Genomic DNA, 14,954 nt, shown 5'->3' on the forward strand with positions numbered 1-14,954 from the left:
CCCGCCGCGACCAGCATCGATGTTCGAGCCCCTGTCGAGCCCCGGCGCGCAGCATGGACCACGCACGCCGCCGCCACGACGGGAGCCCCTGACCGGGATCCCACGGCGGTCGCCGCGTGCGAAGGGAACGCCGAAACGGGGAGTTGAGGGGATGCCAACACCCACGAGCCTCACGCAAGCCCTGGTGGCGCGCTTCGCCGGCCGCCGGGACGCTCCGGCGCTGGTGCCGCTCGACACCTCGGGCGAGTCCGGCGCCGCCGTGACGTACGGCGAACTCGACCTGCGCGCAAGGGCGCTGGCAGTGCGGCTGGCCGGGCACGGGGCGGCGGGACGGCAGGTCATGCTCGCGCTGGACACCGGTCCGTCCTTCGCCGAGGCGCTGCTCGGCTGCCTGTACGCGGGTGCCGTCGCGGTGCCGGTGCCGCCGCCCGCGGTCTCCCGCGCGGCGGCCGAGCGCACGGCCGCGATCGTCGCGGAGGCCGCGGTGCACCTGGTGCTCACCGAGGCGGCCCACGCGCCGGACGTATCACGGCAGTTGGCGCAGGCCGGACGCGGCGGGGTCGCCTGCCTCGCGGTGGACGGCGGCGCGCTCGCCGCCGACCGCGCGGGCATCGAGCGGGTCGCCGCCGAGTGGCGGATGCCCGCGATCGGCGGCGACGACCTCGCGCTGATCCAGTACACCTCCGGCAGCACCGCCGCGCCGCGCGGCGTCATGGTCAGCCACGCCAACCTGCTGGCCACCATGACCGCGCTGCGCGACGCCCTCGGCACCGACGCCGGGTCGCGGATCGGCGGCTGGCTGCCGTTCCACCACGACCTGGGCCTGGTGGGGGAGTTGCTGCACCCGCTGTGGCTGGGCGCCACCGTGGTGCTGATGCCGCCGCGGCTGTTCCTGGCCCGCCCGGGCCGCTGGCTGAAGGCGATCGACCGGTACGACGTCACGCACGTCGCCGCGCCGGACTCCGCGTACGCCCGCTGCGTGCGGGAGGTCACCGACGAGGAACTGGCCGCGCTCGACCTCTCGCGCCTGCAACGGGCCGTGGACGCCGCCGAACCCGTCGGCGCGGACAACCTGCGCGCGTTCACCGAGCGCTTCGCCGCCGCCGGGCTGCGGCCCGGCACGCTCACCCCCGGCTACGGCCTCGCGGAGGCGACGCTGCTGGTCAGCGTCGGACGCGGCGACGGACCCGCCGCGGTGCGCGGGGTGCAGGACGCGGCGCTGTGCCCGTCCGGTGCAACCCGGCAGCAGGTGGTCGCCTGCGGTCCGGCGGGCGGCGCCGAGGTCCGCGTCGTCGACCCGCGCACCTCGGCCGAGCTGCCGGACGGTGCCATAGGAGAGCTGTGGGTGCGCGGACCGGCGGTGGCCCGGGGCTACTGGGCGCGTCCCATCGAGACCGCCGAGGCCTTCGGCAACGCCACCACGACCGGTGAGGGCGGATTCCTGCGCACCGGCGACCTGGGCGCGGTGCACGACGGCGAGGTCTACGTCACCGGACGCATCAAGGACGTGCTGCTGGTCGCCGGGCGCTCCCTGCACCCGCAGGAAATCGAACGCCAACTGCCGCACTGCGGAACGCAGTTCGCGTCGGCCGCGGTGTTCGGGGTGGGCGAGGCCAACCGGCTGCTGGCCGTCGTGCAGGAGGTGCGGGCGATCGGCCGGGGCCGCGACGAGCTGGCGGACCTCGCGACGCGGGTGCGCGGGGTGCTGGCGGAGGAGTTCGGGGCGATCCCGGACGCCGTGCTGCTGGTGCGTCCCGGCACGGTCAGACGCACGACCAGCGGGAAGGTCCGCAGATCGGAGATGCGCGAGCTGTTCCTGCGCGGCGAACTGCGGCCACTGTACGAGGAGTTGGAGGAACCGGTGCGGGCACTGAGCGCCGCCCGGATCCCACGGCAGGCGAGGGAGAGGGTGCCGGCGTGAACACGGGGACGACCGCGGTCGCGGACGCCACGACGGACGCCACAGCGGACGTCACGACGGATGTCGCCGAGCGCGTCGCGCATCTGGAGCGGCGCTTCGGCGATCCCCGCGACCCCGGCAACCCGCTCGGCTTCCGCGCCCTGCTCGCCGCCGAGGAGCGGCAGGAACTGCTGGCCGAGGCCGAGGGGCTGCTGACCGACGAGGGCTTCGGCGCCGAACTGGTGCCCGCGGCCCTCGGCGGACGGCTGACCCGCGCCGACACCCTCGCGCGCGTGCTGCGGCCGGTCTTCCGGCGGGACGTGGCGCTCGGCTTCGGCCACGGCATCACCTCGCTGTTCGCCGCCTCCGCGGTCTGGGTGGCCGGTTCGCCCGAGCAACAGCGGTCGCTGGCACGGCTGTTGTGCGGTGGCGGACGGGCCACCATCGTGCACCACTCCCTCGCGCACGGCAGCGGACTGCTGCGCGGCGAGGTGGGCGCCGAGCGGACGGCGGACGGCTTCTCGCTCACCGGCCGCAAGGACATGGTGATCAACGCCCATCGCGCCGAGGCGCTCGTGGTCTACGCCCGCAACCTGCCGTCCACGCCCGGTGCGGGCAGCCACTCGGTGCTGCTGGTCGACCCCGACCGGCTGCCGCCCGGCCGTATGGAGGCGCTGCCGCGCAAGCTGACGACCGGCATGCGCGGCTGCCACTTCGGCGGATACGCCTTCCACGACTGCGCGGTGGGACCCGAGGCGCTGGTCGGATCGTACGGCGAGGGCGTGCGGCTGGCGCTGCGCACCTTCCAGCTCAACCGCTCGCTGATCCCCGCCGCCGTGATCGCCTCCGTCGACACCGTGCTGCGCACCGCCGTCGCCGCCGCGCTGGCCGGACGCCCCGGCGGGCCCGAGGGACGGCACCGGCCGCTGCTCGCCGGGGTCTTCGCCGACCTGCTGGCCGCCGACGCGATGGCCACGACCGCGCTGCGCGCGCTGCACCTGGTGCCGGACGGCGCGCACCTGGCGGCGGCCGAGGTCAAGTACCTGGTGCCCGACCTGCTCCGCGACGACCTGGAGGAACTGGCCACCGTGCTGGGCGCCTCCGGCTACCACGGCGGGGACGGCGACGGGGATCGCGGCGCGCTGTCGAAACTGCTGCGCGACCTGCCCGCCGCGGGCCTCGGCCACGCCGGGACCGCCGCCTGCCAGGCCGTGGTCATCCCCCAACTCCCGCTGCTGGCACGGCGTTCCTGGTTCCGCGCCGCGGAGCCGCCGGACGCGGTCTTCCGCCCCGGCGCCGACCTGCCCGAACTCGACCTCGCGGCGCTCGGCCTCGCGGGCGGCGACGACCTGCTGGCCGCCGGGCTCGCCGCGACCGCCACCCGGATCCGCGACAGCGCCGTGCCGGGCGACGCGCAGGCCACGCTCAAGGGTTACGCCGACGCGTTCGTCCGCGAGTTGTGGGCGCTGCACGACCGCTGCCGGGAGCTGGAGGTGGGCGACCGCGCGGCGCTGTCGAACCCCGAGATGTGCGCCCTGGCCGACCGGCACGCCCTGATCTCGGCCGCCGGCGCGGTGCTGGCGACGTGGGAACGGCTCGCGACGGGACCCGCGGGCGACGCCTGCGGCGCGCACGGCGGGGTAGGCGTGCCGGGCGCGGGCGGTGCGGGAGGCGCGGGCGGCTTCCTCGCCGACCCCTCCTGGGCCGTGCTGGCGCTGCAACGACTCGGCGGCAGGCTGGGCCTGGCCCTGCCCGCGCCGCCCACCGGTTGTGTGGACCGGGTGCTGCACGAGGTGGTGGAACGTTTCCGTGCGGGGAGCGCCTACGACCTCTACGCGGCTCCCCTTGCGGAAGGTGGTGGAACGTGAACGGCCGTCTGGCGCGGGACACGGAGCGTACGGCGTGGGCCGCGGACCGTACGACACTGGCCGAGCCGATCTCGATGCCCGGCATCGAGGGGCCGTGGAGCAAGGTGCGGCAGTCGGTCAGCTGGACCGGCCACGCCGTCGTGCACGCCTACTGGCAGGAATGGCTGCCCGCGGCGCTCGCCGACCCCGAGCTGCGCAACCTGCTCGGCAGCCGCGACTGGCAGCGCTTCAGCGGCCTGTCCGACCCCGAGGCGCGCTCCCGGTTCGCCGCCTCCCGGCTCATGGTGCGCTACGCGGCCGGGGCCGCCCTGCACGTGCCGCCGGACAGCGTGGAGCTGGCGTACAAGCCGGGCGGGCGGCCGTACCTGCGCGGCTGCGACCAGGTGGACGTCAGCCTCAGCCACACCAAGGACCTGATGGTCGTCGGCCTCAACCGGCGCGGCCGGATCGGCGTCGACACCGAGCTGGCCGACCGCCGCATCCAGTACGCGTCCGTGGAGCGGCAGTTGTGCACCCCGGCGGAACGCGAGCTGCTGGCCGAGCTGCCGGAACCGGCGCGCGAACGCGAACTGCTGCGGATCTGGACGCTGAAGGAGGCGTACACCAAGGCGCTCGGGCAGGGCATGCGGCTGGGCTTCAACCAGTTCGGCTTCGGCTCCGACGGCACCTCGCTGCTGACCCCCGACGGCCGCCAGGCGTCCCGGGGCGAGTGGTCGTTCGGCACGTTCTGGCTGCCGGACCGCTATCTGGTCAGCGTGGCCTGCCAGGACTCCGGCGCGGAGAGCGACGGCGACACCTCGGTGGACACCATGCTGGACGAGGGGTTCCTCGGCGAGGTCGTCGACCTGCTCAGCCGCTCGGAGAACAAGGGACAATGAGCCTCGCACACCGTGAGAAAGCTTTGAGTTGGGTGCGTTGTCGCTCGTACGTCCATTCGCGAGGGTGATAATCGGGATCACGGCAACCGGCCAGACGGTAGGAACCTGCAAGACGGGGGAAGCGTGATCCGGATCCTCATAGCCGAAGACATGCACATGCTGCGCAGAGCCCTGGTCGCGCTGCTGGACCTGGAGGACGACATCGAGATCGTCGCGGAGTTGTCCTCCGGCGCCGAGATCGTCCCCACCGCGCAGGCCCTGCGGCCCGACGTCGCCGTGCTCGACATCGACCTGCCCGGCACCGACGGCATCACCGCCGCGCAGGCCCTGCACTCCGCGCTGCCCGAGTGCCGCACCCTGATCCTCACCAGCCTCGGCCGCCCGGGCAACCTGCGCCGCGCCCTGGCCGCGCACGCCTCCGGGTTCCTGCTCAAGGACGCGGAACCCGACGCGTTGTCCGCCGCGATCCGCAAGGTGGCGGCCGGTGAACGCGTCATCGACCCGCAGCTCGCGCTGGCCGCGCTGGACACCGGGGGCTCGCCGCTGACCGAACGCGAGCTGGAGGTGCTGCGCATGGCGGCGGACGGCGAGGAGCCCTCCCAGATCGCCTCCCGCCTCTACCTGTCCGCCGGGACCGTGCGCAACTACCTGACCACGGTGGTCACCAAGCTGGGCGCCCGCAACCGGGTGGACGCGATCCGCATCGCCCGCGAGGCGGGCTGGCTCTAGCACTCCGCCCCCCGCGGCGCCCCGGCCTCCCGGTAGTCCCGGGCCACGGCCCGCACCTCGGCCAGCGTGCGGCGGCTGATACGCAGGATGTCGGCGATCTCGCGCTGTGCGCGGGCGGCGTCGCGCGGCACGAGGCCGTGCACGCGCTCGCACCGGCGGACGATCAGCGAAAGACCGCGCCCGAGGCGCTCGTCGAGGTCCCGCGCGAACCGCAGCCGCTCCGCGGTCACCGCCGGCTGGACCGGCTCCGCGCGCCGCCGCGCCCTCCGCTTCCCGCTCGTTCCGGCCCGCGTGAGCGGGAGTTCGGCCGTGAGGTGGAACCACTCGCCCTCGTGGTGGGCGTCGAGCGTGCCGCCGAGGCGGGTGACGCGGCTGGTGAGGTTGTCGAGGCCGCCTTCGGGGTCGGCGGGTCCCGGCTGCTGCGTGGCGCCGTCGTTGACCAGGCGCAGGCGGACGGTGTCCCCGGTGCGGGTGGTGGTGATGACGCAGTTGGCGGCCTTGCTGTGCCGGAGCATGTTGGTGAGCCCTTCGCGCAGGACGGTCGCGAGAACGGTGTCGACCTCGGGCGGCAGGGGCCGGGCGCCGACCCGGACGGCGGCGCGGACCCGGGCGGCGGTGAGGGTGGCACGGGCGCTCTCGGCCTCGTCGGCGAGGCTCATCCGCCGGTAGCCGCGCGCGACGGTGCGCACGTCGGCCAGGGCCTGACGGCCGGTGCGCAGGACCTCGGCCAGTTCCCGCTGGGCGCGTAACGGGTCGCGTGGGGCGAGCCGGTTGGCGAGTTCGCACTTGAGGATGATGGTGGACAGGCTGTAGCCGAGCAGGTCGTGCAGGTCCCGGGCGAACCGCAGGCGTTCGGTGGTCACCGCGGACCCCGCCGGTTCCGCCGGTTCCGCGTGCGACCGCCGTACGTGCGTCGTCAGTCCCGTCAGCCGGACGAGCCCGGACCCCAGGAGCCCGGACGCGTACCCCCCGGGGCGCGTCGTGGTCACCGCGTGCCCCGGGTCAGGCGCCCGCCGTGGCCGGGACGGGCAGCGGTATTCGCGCCGTGAGGTGGAACCAGTCGTCCTCGTGGTGGGCGGTGAGGCTGCCGCCGAGCCGGCTGACGCGGGTGGTGAGGTTGCCGATGCCGCTGCCCTGGTCGGTGAGCGAGGGCGCGGTGGTCGCCGTGGACGCGCCGTCGTTGGCGAGCCGCAGCACGATCGCGCCCCCGGCCTGCGCGGTGCTGATGGCGCAGTGCTCGGCCTTGCTGTGCCGCAGGACGTTGGTGAGGCCCTCGCGCAGCACGGTGGCGAGCACGGTGTCGGTGTCCGTCGGCAGGGTGGTGTCGGTGACGTCGACCGTGGTGCGGATGCCGGTCGCGGTGAGCATGCTGTGGGCGGCCTTCGCCTCGTCGGCGAGGCTCATCTGCCGGTAGCCGCGGGCGACGGTGCGCACGTCGGCGAGTGCCTGGCGGCTGGTGTGCAGGATCTCGGCCAGCTCCTGCTGGGCGCGGGTGGTGTCGCGGGGCACCAGCCGGTTGGCGAGTTCGCACTTGAGGGTGATGGTGGAGAGGCTGTAGCCGAGCAGGTCGTGCAGGTCGCGGGCGAATCTGAGGCGTTCGGTGGTCACCGCCAGCCGCGTCAGCTCCGCGCGTGAGCGGTGCACCTCCACCACCAGGTCCTTCAGCCGCGACAGGCCGAACACGACGAGCCCGGTCATCGGCGCCATGCAGCCGATGTACAGCAGCGTCACGAAGTTGTGCAGGCCCAGGTCCCACAGGATCGCCAGGTTGAGCAGGTCGGCGGTGCCGAAGACCGTCCAGGCCGTCGCCCTCGGCAGGATCAGCAGCGCGGTGCCCGCCACCAGCCCCGGCAGCCCCCACCAGTACGCCCCGAACACCGCGTACGGCACGAACGACAGGGCGATCTGCGCGGTGAGCGTCGCCAGCGGGTGGCGCAGCGGCCGCGAGGAGGGCACGCGCGGGAAGGACTGCCGGGCCTGGAGCAGCACCCCGGCGGTGAGCGTGACGACCGCCCAGGTGAGCTTCTCCGCCGGGAACTTCGACTGGTACATGTACGTGGCGCCCTGGAAGAGGTAGGCGCACAGCGCGGCGACGACCAGCGTGGTGGCGGTGCGCGGCGCCAGGGTCGCGGGTTGCTGCACCGGCCGGGGCCGCCGCTGGCCGCGTTCGCTGTCGCCGCCCGGTCGCTCGGGACGCAGCGGGAGTTCGGCGGTCAGGTGGAACCAGTCGTCCGCGTGCCGGGCGGTGACGGTGCCGCCGAGGCGGGCGACGCGGGTGGTGAGGTTGCCCAGGCCGCTTCCGCTGTCGCTGTCCGCCGGGCCGCGGTCCGGCTGCCCGGCGGCGCCGTCGTTGGTGAGGTGCAGCCGGATGGTGTCCTTGGTGTGGGTGGTGGTGATGGCGCAGTGCTCGGCCTTGCTGTGCCGGAGCATGTTGGTGAGTCCCTCGCGCAGGACGGTGGCGAGCACGGTGTCGACGTCGGGCGGCAGGGGCCGGGAGTCGATGCGCAGGGTCGTGTGGATCTGGGTCGCGGCCAACGTGGTGCGGGCGGTCTCGGCCTCGTCGGCCAGGTTCATCTGCCGGTAGCCGCGGGCGACGGTGCGCACGTCGGCGAGTGCCTGGCGGCTGGTGTGCAGGATCTCGGTGAGTTCGTGCTGGGCGCGGGTGGTGTCGCGGGGCACGAGGCGGTTGGCGAGTTCGCACTTGAGGGTGATGGTGGAGAGGCTGTAGCCGAGCAGGTCGTGCAGGTCGCGGGCGAATCTGAGGCGTTCGGTGGTGACCGCCAGCCGCGTCAACTCGGTGCGCGAGCGGTGGACTTCGGCCACCAGGTCGGTGAGTTTGGAGAGCCCGAACACGATGAGCGTGTTCATCAGCATCTCCACCCCGAGCCACGCGATGTCGTAGCCGTCCCCCAGCAGGAACACCACGGCGACGTTCCCCGCGGTGACGGCGGTGAACAGCGGCCAGGCGGTCACCGGCGGCAGGACGAGCAGCATCGAGGCGGCCAGCAGCGGAGGCATCCCGATGAACGCCTGGCCGAAGAAGAAGTACGGCACGAACGACAGGACCGCCTGGAGCCCCAGCGTCGCGTAACGGGCGCGTGGTGGCAGCGGCACCAGGCGGGGGAAGGAGTGGATCAACTGGGTGGCCAGGATGCCGGCGAAGCACGCCATGGCCGTGCACAGCGCCACCGTCGACGGGCGCTCCTGGACGACGAACGCGGCGTCGATCGCGCAGAAACCCACGACGACGGCGATCGTGGCCGCGACGGCGAGCCGCACCGGAAGGTCGTCCCGGACGGTTCTCAGCGAATCCGATGCTCGTTTGCCGAACTCTGCGACCCTCAATGCTCCCCCAGCGTTTGCAGGTCTGTCGGGTGATGGCTCGAGCGCCCCCCCACCGGGAATCTACCGGAGGGCCGGGAAAACGGAAGGGGCCGCCGATCGGGACGGAAGCGGACGGTGTGACCCGGTATCAGGCCCCGCGTGGGCCGCCGGGCGGGCGGGCGGCCGTGACCTCCGCCAGGCCGGCCGCGGTGAGGTACGCCAGCGCGGCGGCGACCGCCGGGCCGGGCAACGCCGGTTCGGTCAGGGCCAGCAGACCCGCCGGGTCGTACACCCCTTCGGTGCCCACCCCCGCCAGCAGGCGGAACGCCTCGGGGCGGTGGAACTCCGCGCGGAAGCGGGCCCCCGGCGCCTCCAGCACCGCCCCGGCGCCCTCGTACCGCACGGCCGCGGACCGCACGAGCCGGACCCGGCCGCGGTAGGGAAGCGGCCGGGGCACGAGGTGGGCACCGGGGGCCTGCGGGATCACCGACAGCAGCGGCTCCGCGCCGAGCGCGAGGGTGCGCACCGTCACGGCGCCCAACTGGGCCAGCTCACTGCGCAGTTCGCGCGCGCCCTCGCCCGGGGCCTCCTCGGGTGTGTTGTACCCGGGGAAGTCGTGGACGACGTTGCGCAGCGACACCGAGCCCAGCAGCATCCGGCGCACCGCCTCGCGCAGCAGACCGCTCGGACGGGGAACACGCAGTTCCCCGTCCGGGGTCTTGACCACCAGCGGGCCGTCGGGGCCCGCACCGGACTCCGCGTGGGTGTCCTCGCGCAGCGACCAGTACTCCGACAGCTCGGGTGCCGCCAGGCCGTTGATCGTCATGGAAACCGTCCTCGGGGGAGTGGTCGGTCGCATGGGCGCGTGGACTCCGGTCACAGGAAGAGCGGGACCGGGTTGAGGTCTTCGTAACGGGTGGGGCGGGTGAGTCTGCCGAGCGCCACGGGGACGTCGAACAGCCTGCCCGGCGCGAAACGCGGCCAGTGCGGGCGCAGGCCCGGCACGATCACCTTCACGACCGGCAGCCCCACGTCGGGCCGGGTCTGGTCCAGCACCAGCAGTTCCATGTCCCGTTCCGCCAGCAGCCCTTCCACGGCCGTGATGTCGTCGCGCAGATCCGCCCTGGGGGTGTAGGGATGGTCGGCGGGACGGGTTGCGGGCCGGGCGGGGTCGGGGACGACGTACGGCTGGTTGTCCGTGGTCGCCTCCCGCATCCACTCCAGCGCCCGCGGGTCGCGGATGCCGTAGCCGGTGCCGTCGGCCTGCGCCTGGAGCACGTTGGGCAGCAGCTGGTTGAGCTCGGTCAGCGCGCGGCGCAGCGCGGTCCGCGGATCGAAGTGCGCGCCGAAGCCGAACATGATGTCCTGCGCGGGCTTGTCGACCCGGCGCGAGACCGCGGCGAAGACCGGGACGCCGAAGTCCGAGGTCAGGTCGAGCGCCCACACCTCGCGCAGCAACGAGGCGTGCACCCGGCGCAGTTCGGTGTTCCACTCGTCGGCGAAGGCGTCGAGGTCCACGCCCGGCTGGCGGGTGCGGTTGTACCACCACAGCGCCACCGCGTCCCGCTCCACCAGCTCCAGGAAGCCCTGGAGCACCGCGTCCTCCGGACTGCCGCCCGCCGCGTTCCCGTTGGAGTGGCCCATGCAGTACGCGGCGCCGCGCGGCTGCGGCACGTTGTAGTAGAGGAACGCGGTCGGCAGCAGCTTGTGCCTGCGCTCGGTGTGCGACCACACCGGCGTCCAGTCGATCGCCTCCTCCTCGTCGAACGGGTCGCACACCTGGGAGGCGAGGGAGTGCCCGGCGTTCCACCGCTCGCGATCGGCGAACTGCCGCTCGTCGAAGAGCTGCACGGCGTCCGGGTGGACCGCCCGGTCCGCCAGCTCGCGGTAACTGGCGTGCACGGTGGGCTCGTCGCCCTGGAAGTAGCCCGAGTGCCGCTCCAGCGCCTCGGCCAGCGCGCCGGTGCGGGCCTGCTCCGGCGTGGTGCCCTTGCCGCCGCTGGTGCTGCGCAGGCAGGCACGGACCGCGCCGATGCCGCGCGGGTCGGCGACCGGGTTGAGGCCCGCGTGGAAGGAGTTGAGGAACTCAGGCCCCCGCTGGTCCCGGCGGATCTCCTTGACCAGCCCGGTGACCGGGTCGAGCAGATGACCGTAGGCCTCCATCAACTGGGCCGGGGTGAGCGCCCGGTGGCCGCCGCCCGCCGTGTCGTTCTTCAGCCGGGAGCCGAGCGCCACCGGCGCCGAGACCCGCGCGGCGACCAGACCGAAGTCGCCGCAGGCATCGCACTGCGGGCGGCGCTGCACCGGGTGGTGGCCGCCCTGGAGCGAGAGGCTGTCCAGGCACCACAGCTGGTGCTGGCCCGGGTGGCGGTGTCCCGCCAGCCACTTGGCCGCCTCCAGCGCGGCGAGTTGCAGTCCCGCCTGACGGGTGGCCGGCAGCCCGAAGGCCAGCCGCGGCACCGGGCCGTCACGGTCCAGACTGCGCTGTACGTGGGCCTCGACCTGCCGGCCACGCCACAGGCGGTCCGCCAGGCACGCCCAGCAGGCGCGTTCGGCGAGGCCGAAGAACGGCCCGACCCACAGGTGGGTGCCGTCGATCGTCACCGGCAGCCAGGGCCGCCCCGCCGCGCGGTGCGCGGCGTCGATCGCCCGCAGTTCGGGGTTGAGATAGTCGTCGCAGAGCACGACCGTCAGGTCGGCGTTGTCCGCCAGACGCGGCGGCAGCGTGCGCAGCCCGGCCGCGGCCAGGGACTGCTGGAGCGAGGTGAGAGCGGTTCCCCCCACCGACATCGCGTACACGGAACTCGTGGCGCGTGCCGTGGTGGCGTCGGTGCCGTCCAAGCCGGCGGCCTCCCAGTAGGCGTGCTCGGCGGCTGCCTCGCATGCCAGAGAAGCGTTCGGGCGGGCGGAGACCAGTCCGGCCTCGGTGAGCCGGGTGATGAGCCGGGCGATCTGTTGTGCGGACAAGGTGCCGGACGCGTCCTCGATGACCTTCTCCAGGCATCGGGTGCCGTCCAGGAGCGGAGCGAGCCGCGCGATCTGCTCGCCGTGAAGCGCGGTGACGCGTTGGTCGGAGAGCACGTACACGGCTTCGCCGGGTACCTGCTCCACGCGCAGATGCGGTCGAAATCCCAGCAGCGCGCTGCTGCTGTCCCCCGGGACCGCCATGGGTCAGGCGGCTATTCTGCGGTCGGCCTCGACCAGGGAGCTCTGGCACAGGATGGTGCAGCCCTGCGCCTCGGTGGTGGCCAGGTCGCTGACCAGTTCCTCGATCACGAGGTCGTCGTAGCCGATCGTGGTACCGGCGCTCTTCGCGTTCATCGTCGTCTCCCGTTGTGAACCCGTGATGGGTGGATCACCAACTCGCTCGCGGGCCGCCGGACTTGCGGTGGCGCCGCCCTCGAGGTGACACCGAGTCTGCTGAAACCGGCCGGGTGGTCACCAGTGCCGCGCTCACGAGGCGCACGTGAAAATCTCATGCCTCGGACCAGTGGAAACGCACGCCCGCTTCAGGAGTACGGCACTGTCGGCGCGGGGTAGCGGGATGGGACCTTCGTAACGCTCGAAAAGCCCGTACCGAACCGATCGGAGCATCGGGCAGACCATGCCACGGAGGAAGCAATGGACATCAAGGTCCTGGGGCCCCTGAGCGCGGAGACGGGCGGCGTGTCGATCGTCCCCACCGCGGGCAAGCCCCGTCAGATCCTTGCGCTGCTGGCCGTCTACGCCAACCAGGTGCTGCCGGTGCCGACGCTGATGGAGGAGATCTGGGGCTCGGAGATGCCCCGCAGCGCGCTCACCACGTTGCAGACCTACATCCTTCAGCTGCGCCGCCGGCTCACCGCCGCGCTGGGCCCTGACGCGCTCTACGGGAGCAAGGACGTCCTGGTCACCCGGCACGGCGGCTACCTGCTCCAGGTCCAGCCGGGCGCTGTCGACGTGCACGAGTACGACCGGCTGGTCGCCGAGGGCCGCAAGGCCGCCGACGAGGGCGACGCCAGGAGCGCCTCCCGGCTCTACCGCGAGGCGCTGGGCCTGTGGCGCGGTCCCGCGCTGGTGGACGTCAAGGTCGGGCCGATGCTGGAGATCGAGCTGGTCCGGCTGGAGGAGAGCCGCCTGGGCGTCCTGGAACGCCGTATCGACGCGGAACTGATGCTCGGTCAGCACGCCGAACTGGTCAGTGAGTTGACGGCACTGACGAGGCGTCACCCGCTGCACGAGGGGCTGCACGCGCAGTGCATGGCGGCGCTCTACCGGTCCGGCCGGCAGTGGCAGGCGCTCGAGGTCTACCAGGCGCTGCGGGGGCGCCTGGTGGACGAACTCGGTCTCGAGCCCTCCCCGCGGCTGCAACGCCTCCACCAGGCCGTGCTGTCCGGGGACCCCGCGCTGGAGTTCGCCCACGAACAGCGGCGTCCCGTGCTCGACCTGTTCGCCGCCTGACCCCCGCGCCCGGTGCCCCCCACCCGGACGCCCGCCCGCCCCGCCCCTTCCGGATCCCCCCACGCCGCCACGGCCGACCGGCCGTCACGGCACCGCACACCACGCACCGACCCAGTGCCCCGCTCGGTCCCTTCGAGCGGGGCCTCGGTCTGACTCCATCCGGTCTCCAGCACCGGCCCGCACAGTGTGCGGCGCAGACCGCTCACCAGCCCGTGCAGTCCATTCAGGGGGTTTCACCGTGCCCGTCATAGACCTGTCGTCTCCGGTCGACGCGTCCGGCTGGGAGCCGGACCCCATCGTCCACGAGATCATGACGCCCGCCGAGGGCGCCCGCCACATGGCCGAGGAGATGAAGACCCACTTCGGTCTCGACTTCGACCCGGCCGACCTGCCGGGCGGTGAACTGCTCTCCCTGGACACCCTCACGCTCACCAGCCACACCGGCACCCACGTCGACGCGCCCTCGCACTACGGCTCCCAGGGCGACTACGGCACGCCCCGGCACATCGACCAGATGCCGCTGGACTGGTTCTGGCGGCCGGGCGTGGTGCTGGACGTGCGGGACGTCGGCGTCGGCGTCATCGACCGGGCGCGGGTGGAGAAGGCGCTCGCCGACATCGGCTACCAGCCGAAGCCGCTGGACATCGTCATCCTGCACACCGGTGCCTCCCAACATGTGGGCACGCCGCGGTACTTCACCGACTTCGCCGGGCTCGACGGGCCCGCCACCGACTACCTGCTGGACCTCGGGGTGCGGGTGATCGGCACCGACGCGTGGAGCCTGGACGCACCGTTCACCGACATGATCCGCCGCTACCAGGAGACCGGCGACCGCTCGGTGCTGTGGCCCGCGCACTTCGCCGGGCGCCGCCGCGAGTACTGCCAGGTGGAGCGGCTGGCCAACCTCGACGCCCTGCCGGAGCCGTTCGGCTTCCAGGTGGCGTGCTTCCCGGTGAAGATCGCGGGCGCCGGCGCGGGCTGGACCCGGGCCGTGGCCCTGGTGGACGAGTGACCGGCGACGCGGGGGAGGCCGCCAGACCCTGGCTGTTCTGCTTCCACCACGCGGGCGCGGGCGTGTCCTGCTTCGCGCCCTGGCAGAACGTCCTGGGGGACGCCGCCGAGGTGGTGCCCGTCCTGCTGCCGGGCCGGGAGACCCGGGTGCGCGAGGCCCGCATCACCGACCCCGAACAACTCCTCGTCGAACTCGACGAGTTGATCGGACCGCTGCTGGACCGCCCGTACCTGCTGTACGGGCACAGCCTCGGCGGCCTGGTCGCCTACACCTTCGCCCGGCACCGTGAACGGCTGGGCGAGCGCGGCCCGTCGCTGGTGTCGGTCGGCGCCGTGCAGCCCCCGCACCTGCGCTCCCCGGTGGTGCGCGGGGTGGACCTGCCCGACCTGGACCTGCTGCGGCTGCTGGTGTCGTACGACACCCTGCCGCCGGAGGCCGCGCACGGCGGGCACGTGTGGGAGCGCAGGGTGCTTCCGGCGCTGCGGGACGACCTGCGGCTCGCCGAGGCGCTGTGCGAGATCGAGCACTCGCCGCTGCGCGCGCCGCTGCTGGCGCTCGCCTCGGCGGAGGACCCGATCGCGCCGCTGGCCGGGATGGCCGAGTGGGCGGACTACGCGCCGGGCGGCTTCGAGCTGCGCACGGTGACCGGTTCGCACTTCTTCGTACGCGGCAAGGCGGCGCCGCTGGCGCTGCGGGAGGCCGCCCTCGACCTGCGGTATGCGCGATCGGACGGCCTCCGGCCCGAGTTGAGCGCGCTTTGAGAGGGGGGAGTGACAGTCGTGAGCACGAGATCGACCGAGCAG

12 protein-coding genes are annotated in these 14,954 nt (G+C 73.5%); 7 read left to right on the forward strand and 5 right to left on the reverse strand.

The genetic code is table 11. The features are described 5' to 3' along the window. The first annotated feature begins 151 nt into the window (after window positions 1-151). The 4 genes from K7472_RS16120 (at window position 152) to K7472_RS16135 (ending at window position 5,375) form a co-directional block, all read left to right on the forward strand. Window positions 152-1,921 (forward strand): fatty acyl-AMP ligase, encoded by a 1,770-nt coding sequence (locus K7472_RS16120; RefSeq protein WP_222978554.1) that lies wholly within the window; start codon window positions 152-154, stop codon window positions 1,919-1,921. After that, complete coding sequence (locus tag K7472_RS33455) at window positions 1,918-3,768, forward strand: acyl-CoA dehydrogenase family protein (protein ID WP_222978555.1); 1,851 nt, start codon at window positions 1,918-1,920, stop codon at window positions 3,766-3,768. The genes K7472_RS16120 and K7472_RS33455 overlap by 4 nt, the downstream gene beginning before the upstream one ends. Beyond that, window positions 3,765-4,646 (forward strand): 4'-phosphopantetheinyl transferase family protein, encoded by an 882-nt coding sequence (locus K7472_RS16130; RefSeq protein ID WP_308013936.1) that lies wholly within the window; start codon window positions 3,765-3,767, stop codon window positions 4,644-4,646. Before K7472_RS33455 ends, K7472_RS16130 begins: the two co-directional genes overlap by 4 nt. 123 nt (window positions 4,647-4,769) lie before the next feature. Beyond that, entirely contained in the window at window positions 4,770-5,375 is a 606-nt protein-coding gene (locus tag K7472_RS16135; RefSeq protein WP_222978556.1) for a response regulator transcription factor, read from the forward strand. Here K7472_RS16135 and K7472_RS16140 read toward each other — a convergent pair. From K7472_RS16140 to K7472_RS16160, 5 genes are all read right to left on the reverse strand, one after another. Then, window positions 5,372-6,238, reverse strand: coding sequence for a sensor histidine kinase (locus tag K7472_RS16140; RefSeq protein WP_308013937.1), 867 nt, complete (start codon window positions 6,236-6,238; stop codon window positions 5,372-5,374). The two genes, K7472_RS16135 and K7472_RS16140, sit on opposite strands and share 4 nt — an antisense overlap. 139 nt (window positions 6,239-6,377) lie before the next feature. Continuing rightward, window positions 6,378-8,654 (reverse strand): sensor histidine kinase, encoded by a 2,277-nt coding sequence (locus K7472_RS16145; protein ID WP_222978558.1) that lies wholly within the window; start codon window positions 8,652-8,654, stop codon window positions 6,378-6,380. A gap of 193 nt (window positions 8,655-8,847) precedes the next feature. Beyond that, the gene (locus tag K7472_RS16150; protein ID WP_222978564.1) at window positions 8,848-9,525 is read right to left on the reverse strand and encodes a hypothetical protein; all 678 of its coding nucleotides are present in this window, start codon (window positions 9,523-9,525) and stop codon (window positions 8,848-8,850) included. 50 nt (window positions 9,526-9,575) lie between these two features. Continuing rightward, complete coding sequence (locus K7472_RS16155) at window positions 9,576-11,867, reverse strand: TOMM precursor leader peptide-binding protein (RefSeq protein ID WP_222978574.1); 2,292 nt, start codon at window positions 11,865-11,867, stop codon at window positions 9,576-9,578. Between the two features lie 3 nt (window positions 11,868-11,870). Continuing rightward, a complete protein-coding gene (locus tag K7472_RS16160) occupies window positions 11,871-12,020 on the reverse strand; it encodes a hypothetical protein (RefSeq protein WP_222978577.1) in 150 nt (49 codons plus the stop codon). 300 nt (window positions 12,021-12,320) lie between these two features. Here K7472_RS16160 and K7472_RS16165 point away from each other — a divergent pair, with 300 nt between their 5' ends. From K7472_RS16165 to K7472_RS16175, 3 genes are all read left to right on the forward strand, one after another. Next, window positions 12,321-13,139 carry an AfsR/SARP family transcriptional regulator gene (locus tag K7472_RS16165; RefSeq protein ID WP_222978579.1) on the forward strand — a complete coding sequence of 273 codons (819 nt, stop codon included), beginning with the start codon at window positions 12,321-12,323 and terminating at the stop codon, window positions 13,137-13,139. Window positions 13,140-13,377: 238 nt separating this feature from the next. Next, a complete protein-coding gene (locus K7472_RS16170) occupies window positions 13,378-14,151 on the forward strand; it encodes a cyclase family protein (RefSeq protein WP_222978581.1) in 774 nt (257 codons plus the stop codon). Next, window positions 14,148-14,912: a thioesterase II family protein gene (locus K7472_RS16175; protein ID WP_222978583.1), complete on the forward strand. Its 765-nt coding sequence runs from the start codon at window positions 14,148-14,150 to the stop codon at window positions 14,910-14,912. The genes K7472_RS16170 and K7472_RS16175 overlap by 4 nt, the downstream gene beginning before the upstream one ends. The last annotated feature ends 42 nt before the right edge of the window (window positions 14,913-14,954 follow it).

The sequence above is a fragment of the Streptantibioticus parmotrematis genome, from assembly GCF_019890615.1.
Classification (GTDB): domain Bacteria; phylum Actinomycetota; class Actinomycetes; order Streptomycetales; family Streptomycetaceae; genus Streptantibioticus_D; species Streptantibioticus_D parmotrematis.

Excerpts from the sequence above, each read along its gene's own strand:
- K7472_RS16120 (WP_222978554.1), top strand. The coding sequence starts at position 152 with ATGCCAACACCCACGAGCCTCACGCAAGCCCTGGTGGCGCGCTTCGCC.
- K7472_RS16150 (WP_222978564.1), bottom strand. The coding sequence starts at position 9,525 with ATGACGATCAACGGCCTGGCGGCACCCGAGCTGTCGGAGTACTGGTCG.
- K7472_RS16155 (WP_222978574.1), bottom strand. The coding sequence starts at position 11,867 with ATGGCGGTCCCGGGGGACAGCAGCAGCGCGCTGCTGGGATTTCGACCG.
- K7472_RS16160 (WP_222978577.1), bottom strand. The coding sequence starts at position 12,020 with ATGAACGCGAAGAGCGCCGGTACCACGATCGGCTACGACGACCTCGTG.
- K7472_RS16165 (WP_222978579.1), top strand. The coding sequence starts at position 12,321 with ATGGACATCAAGGTCCTGGGGCCCCTGAGCGCGGAGACGGGCGGCGTG.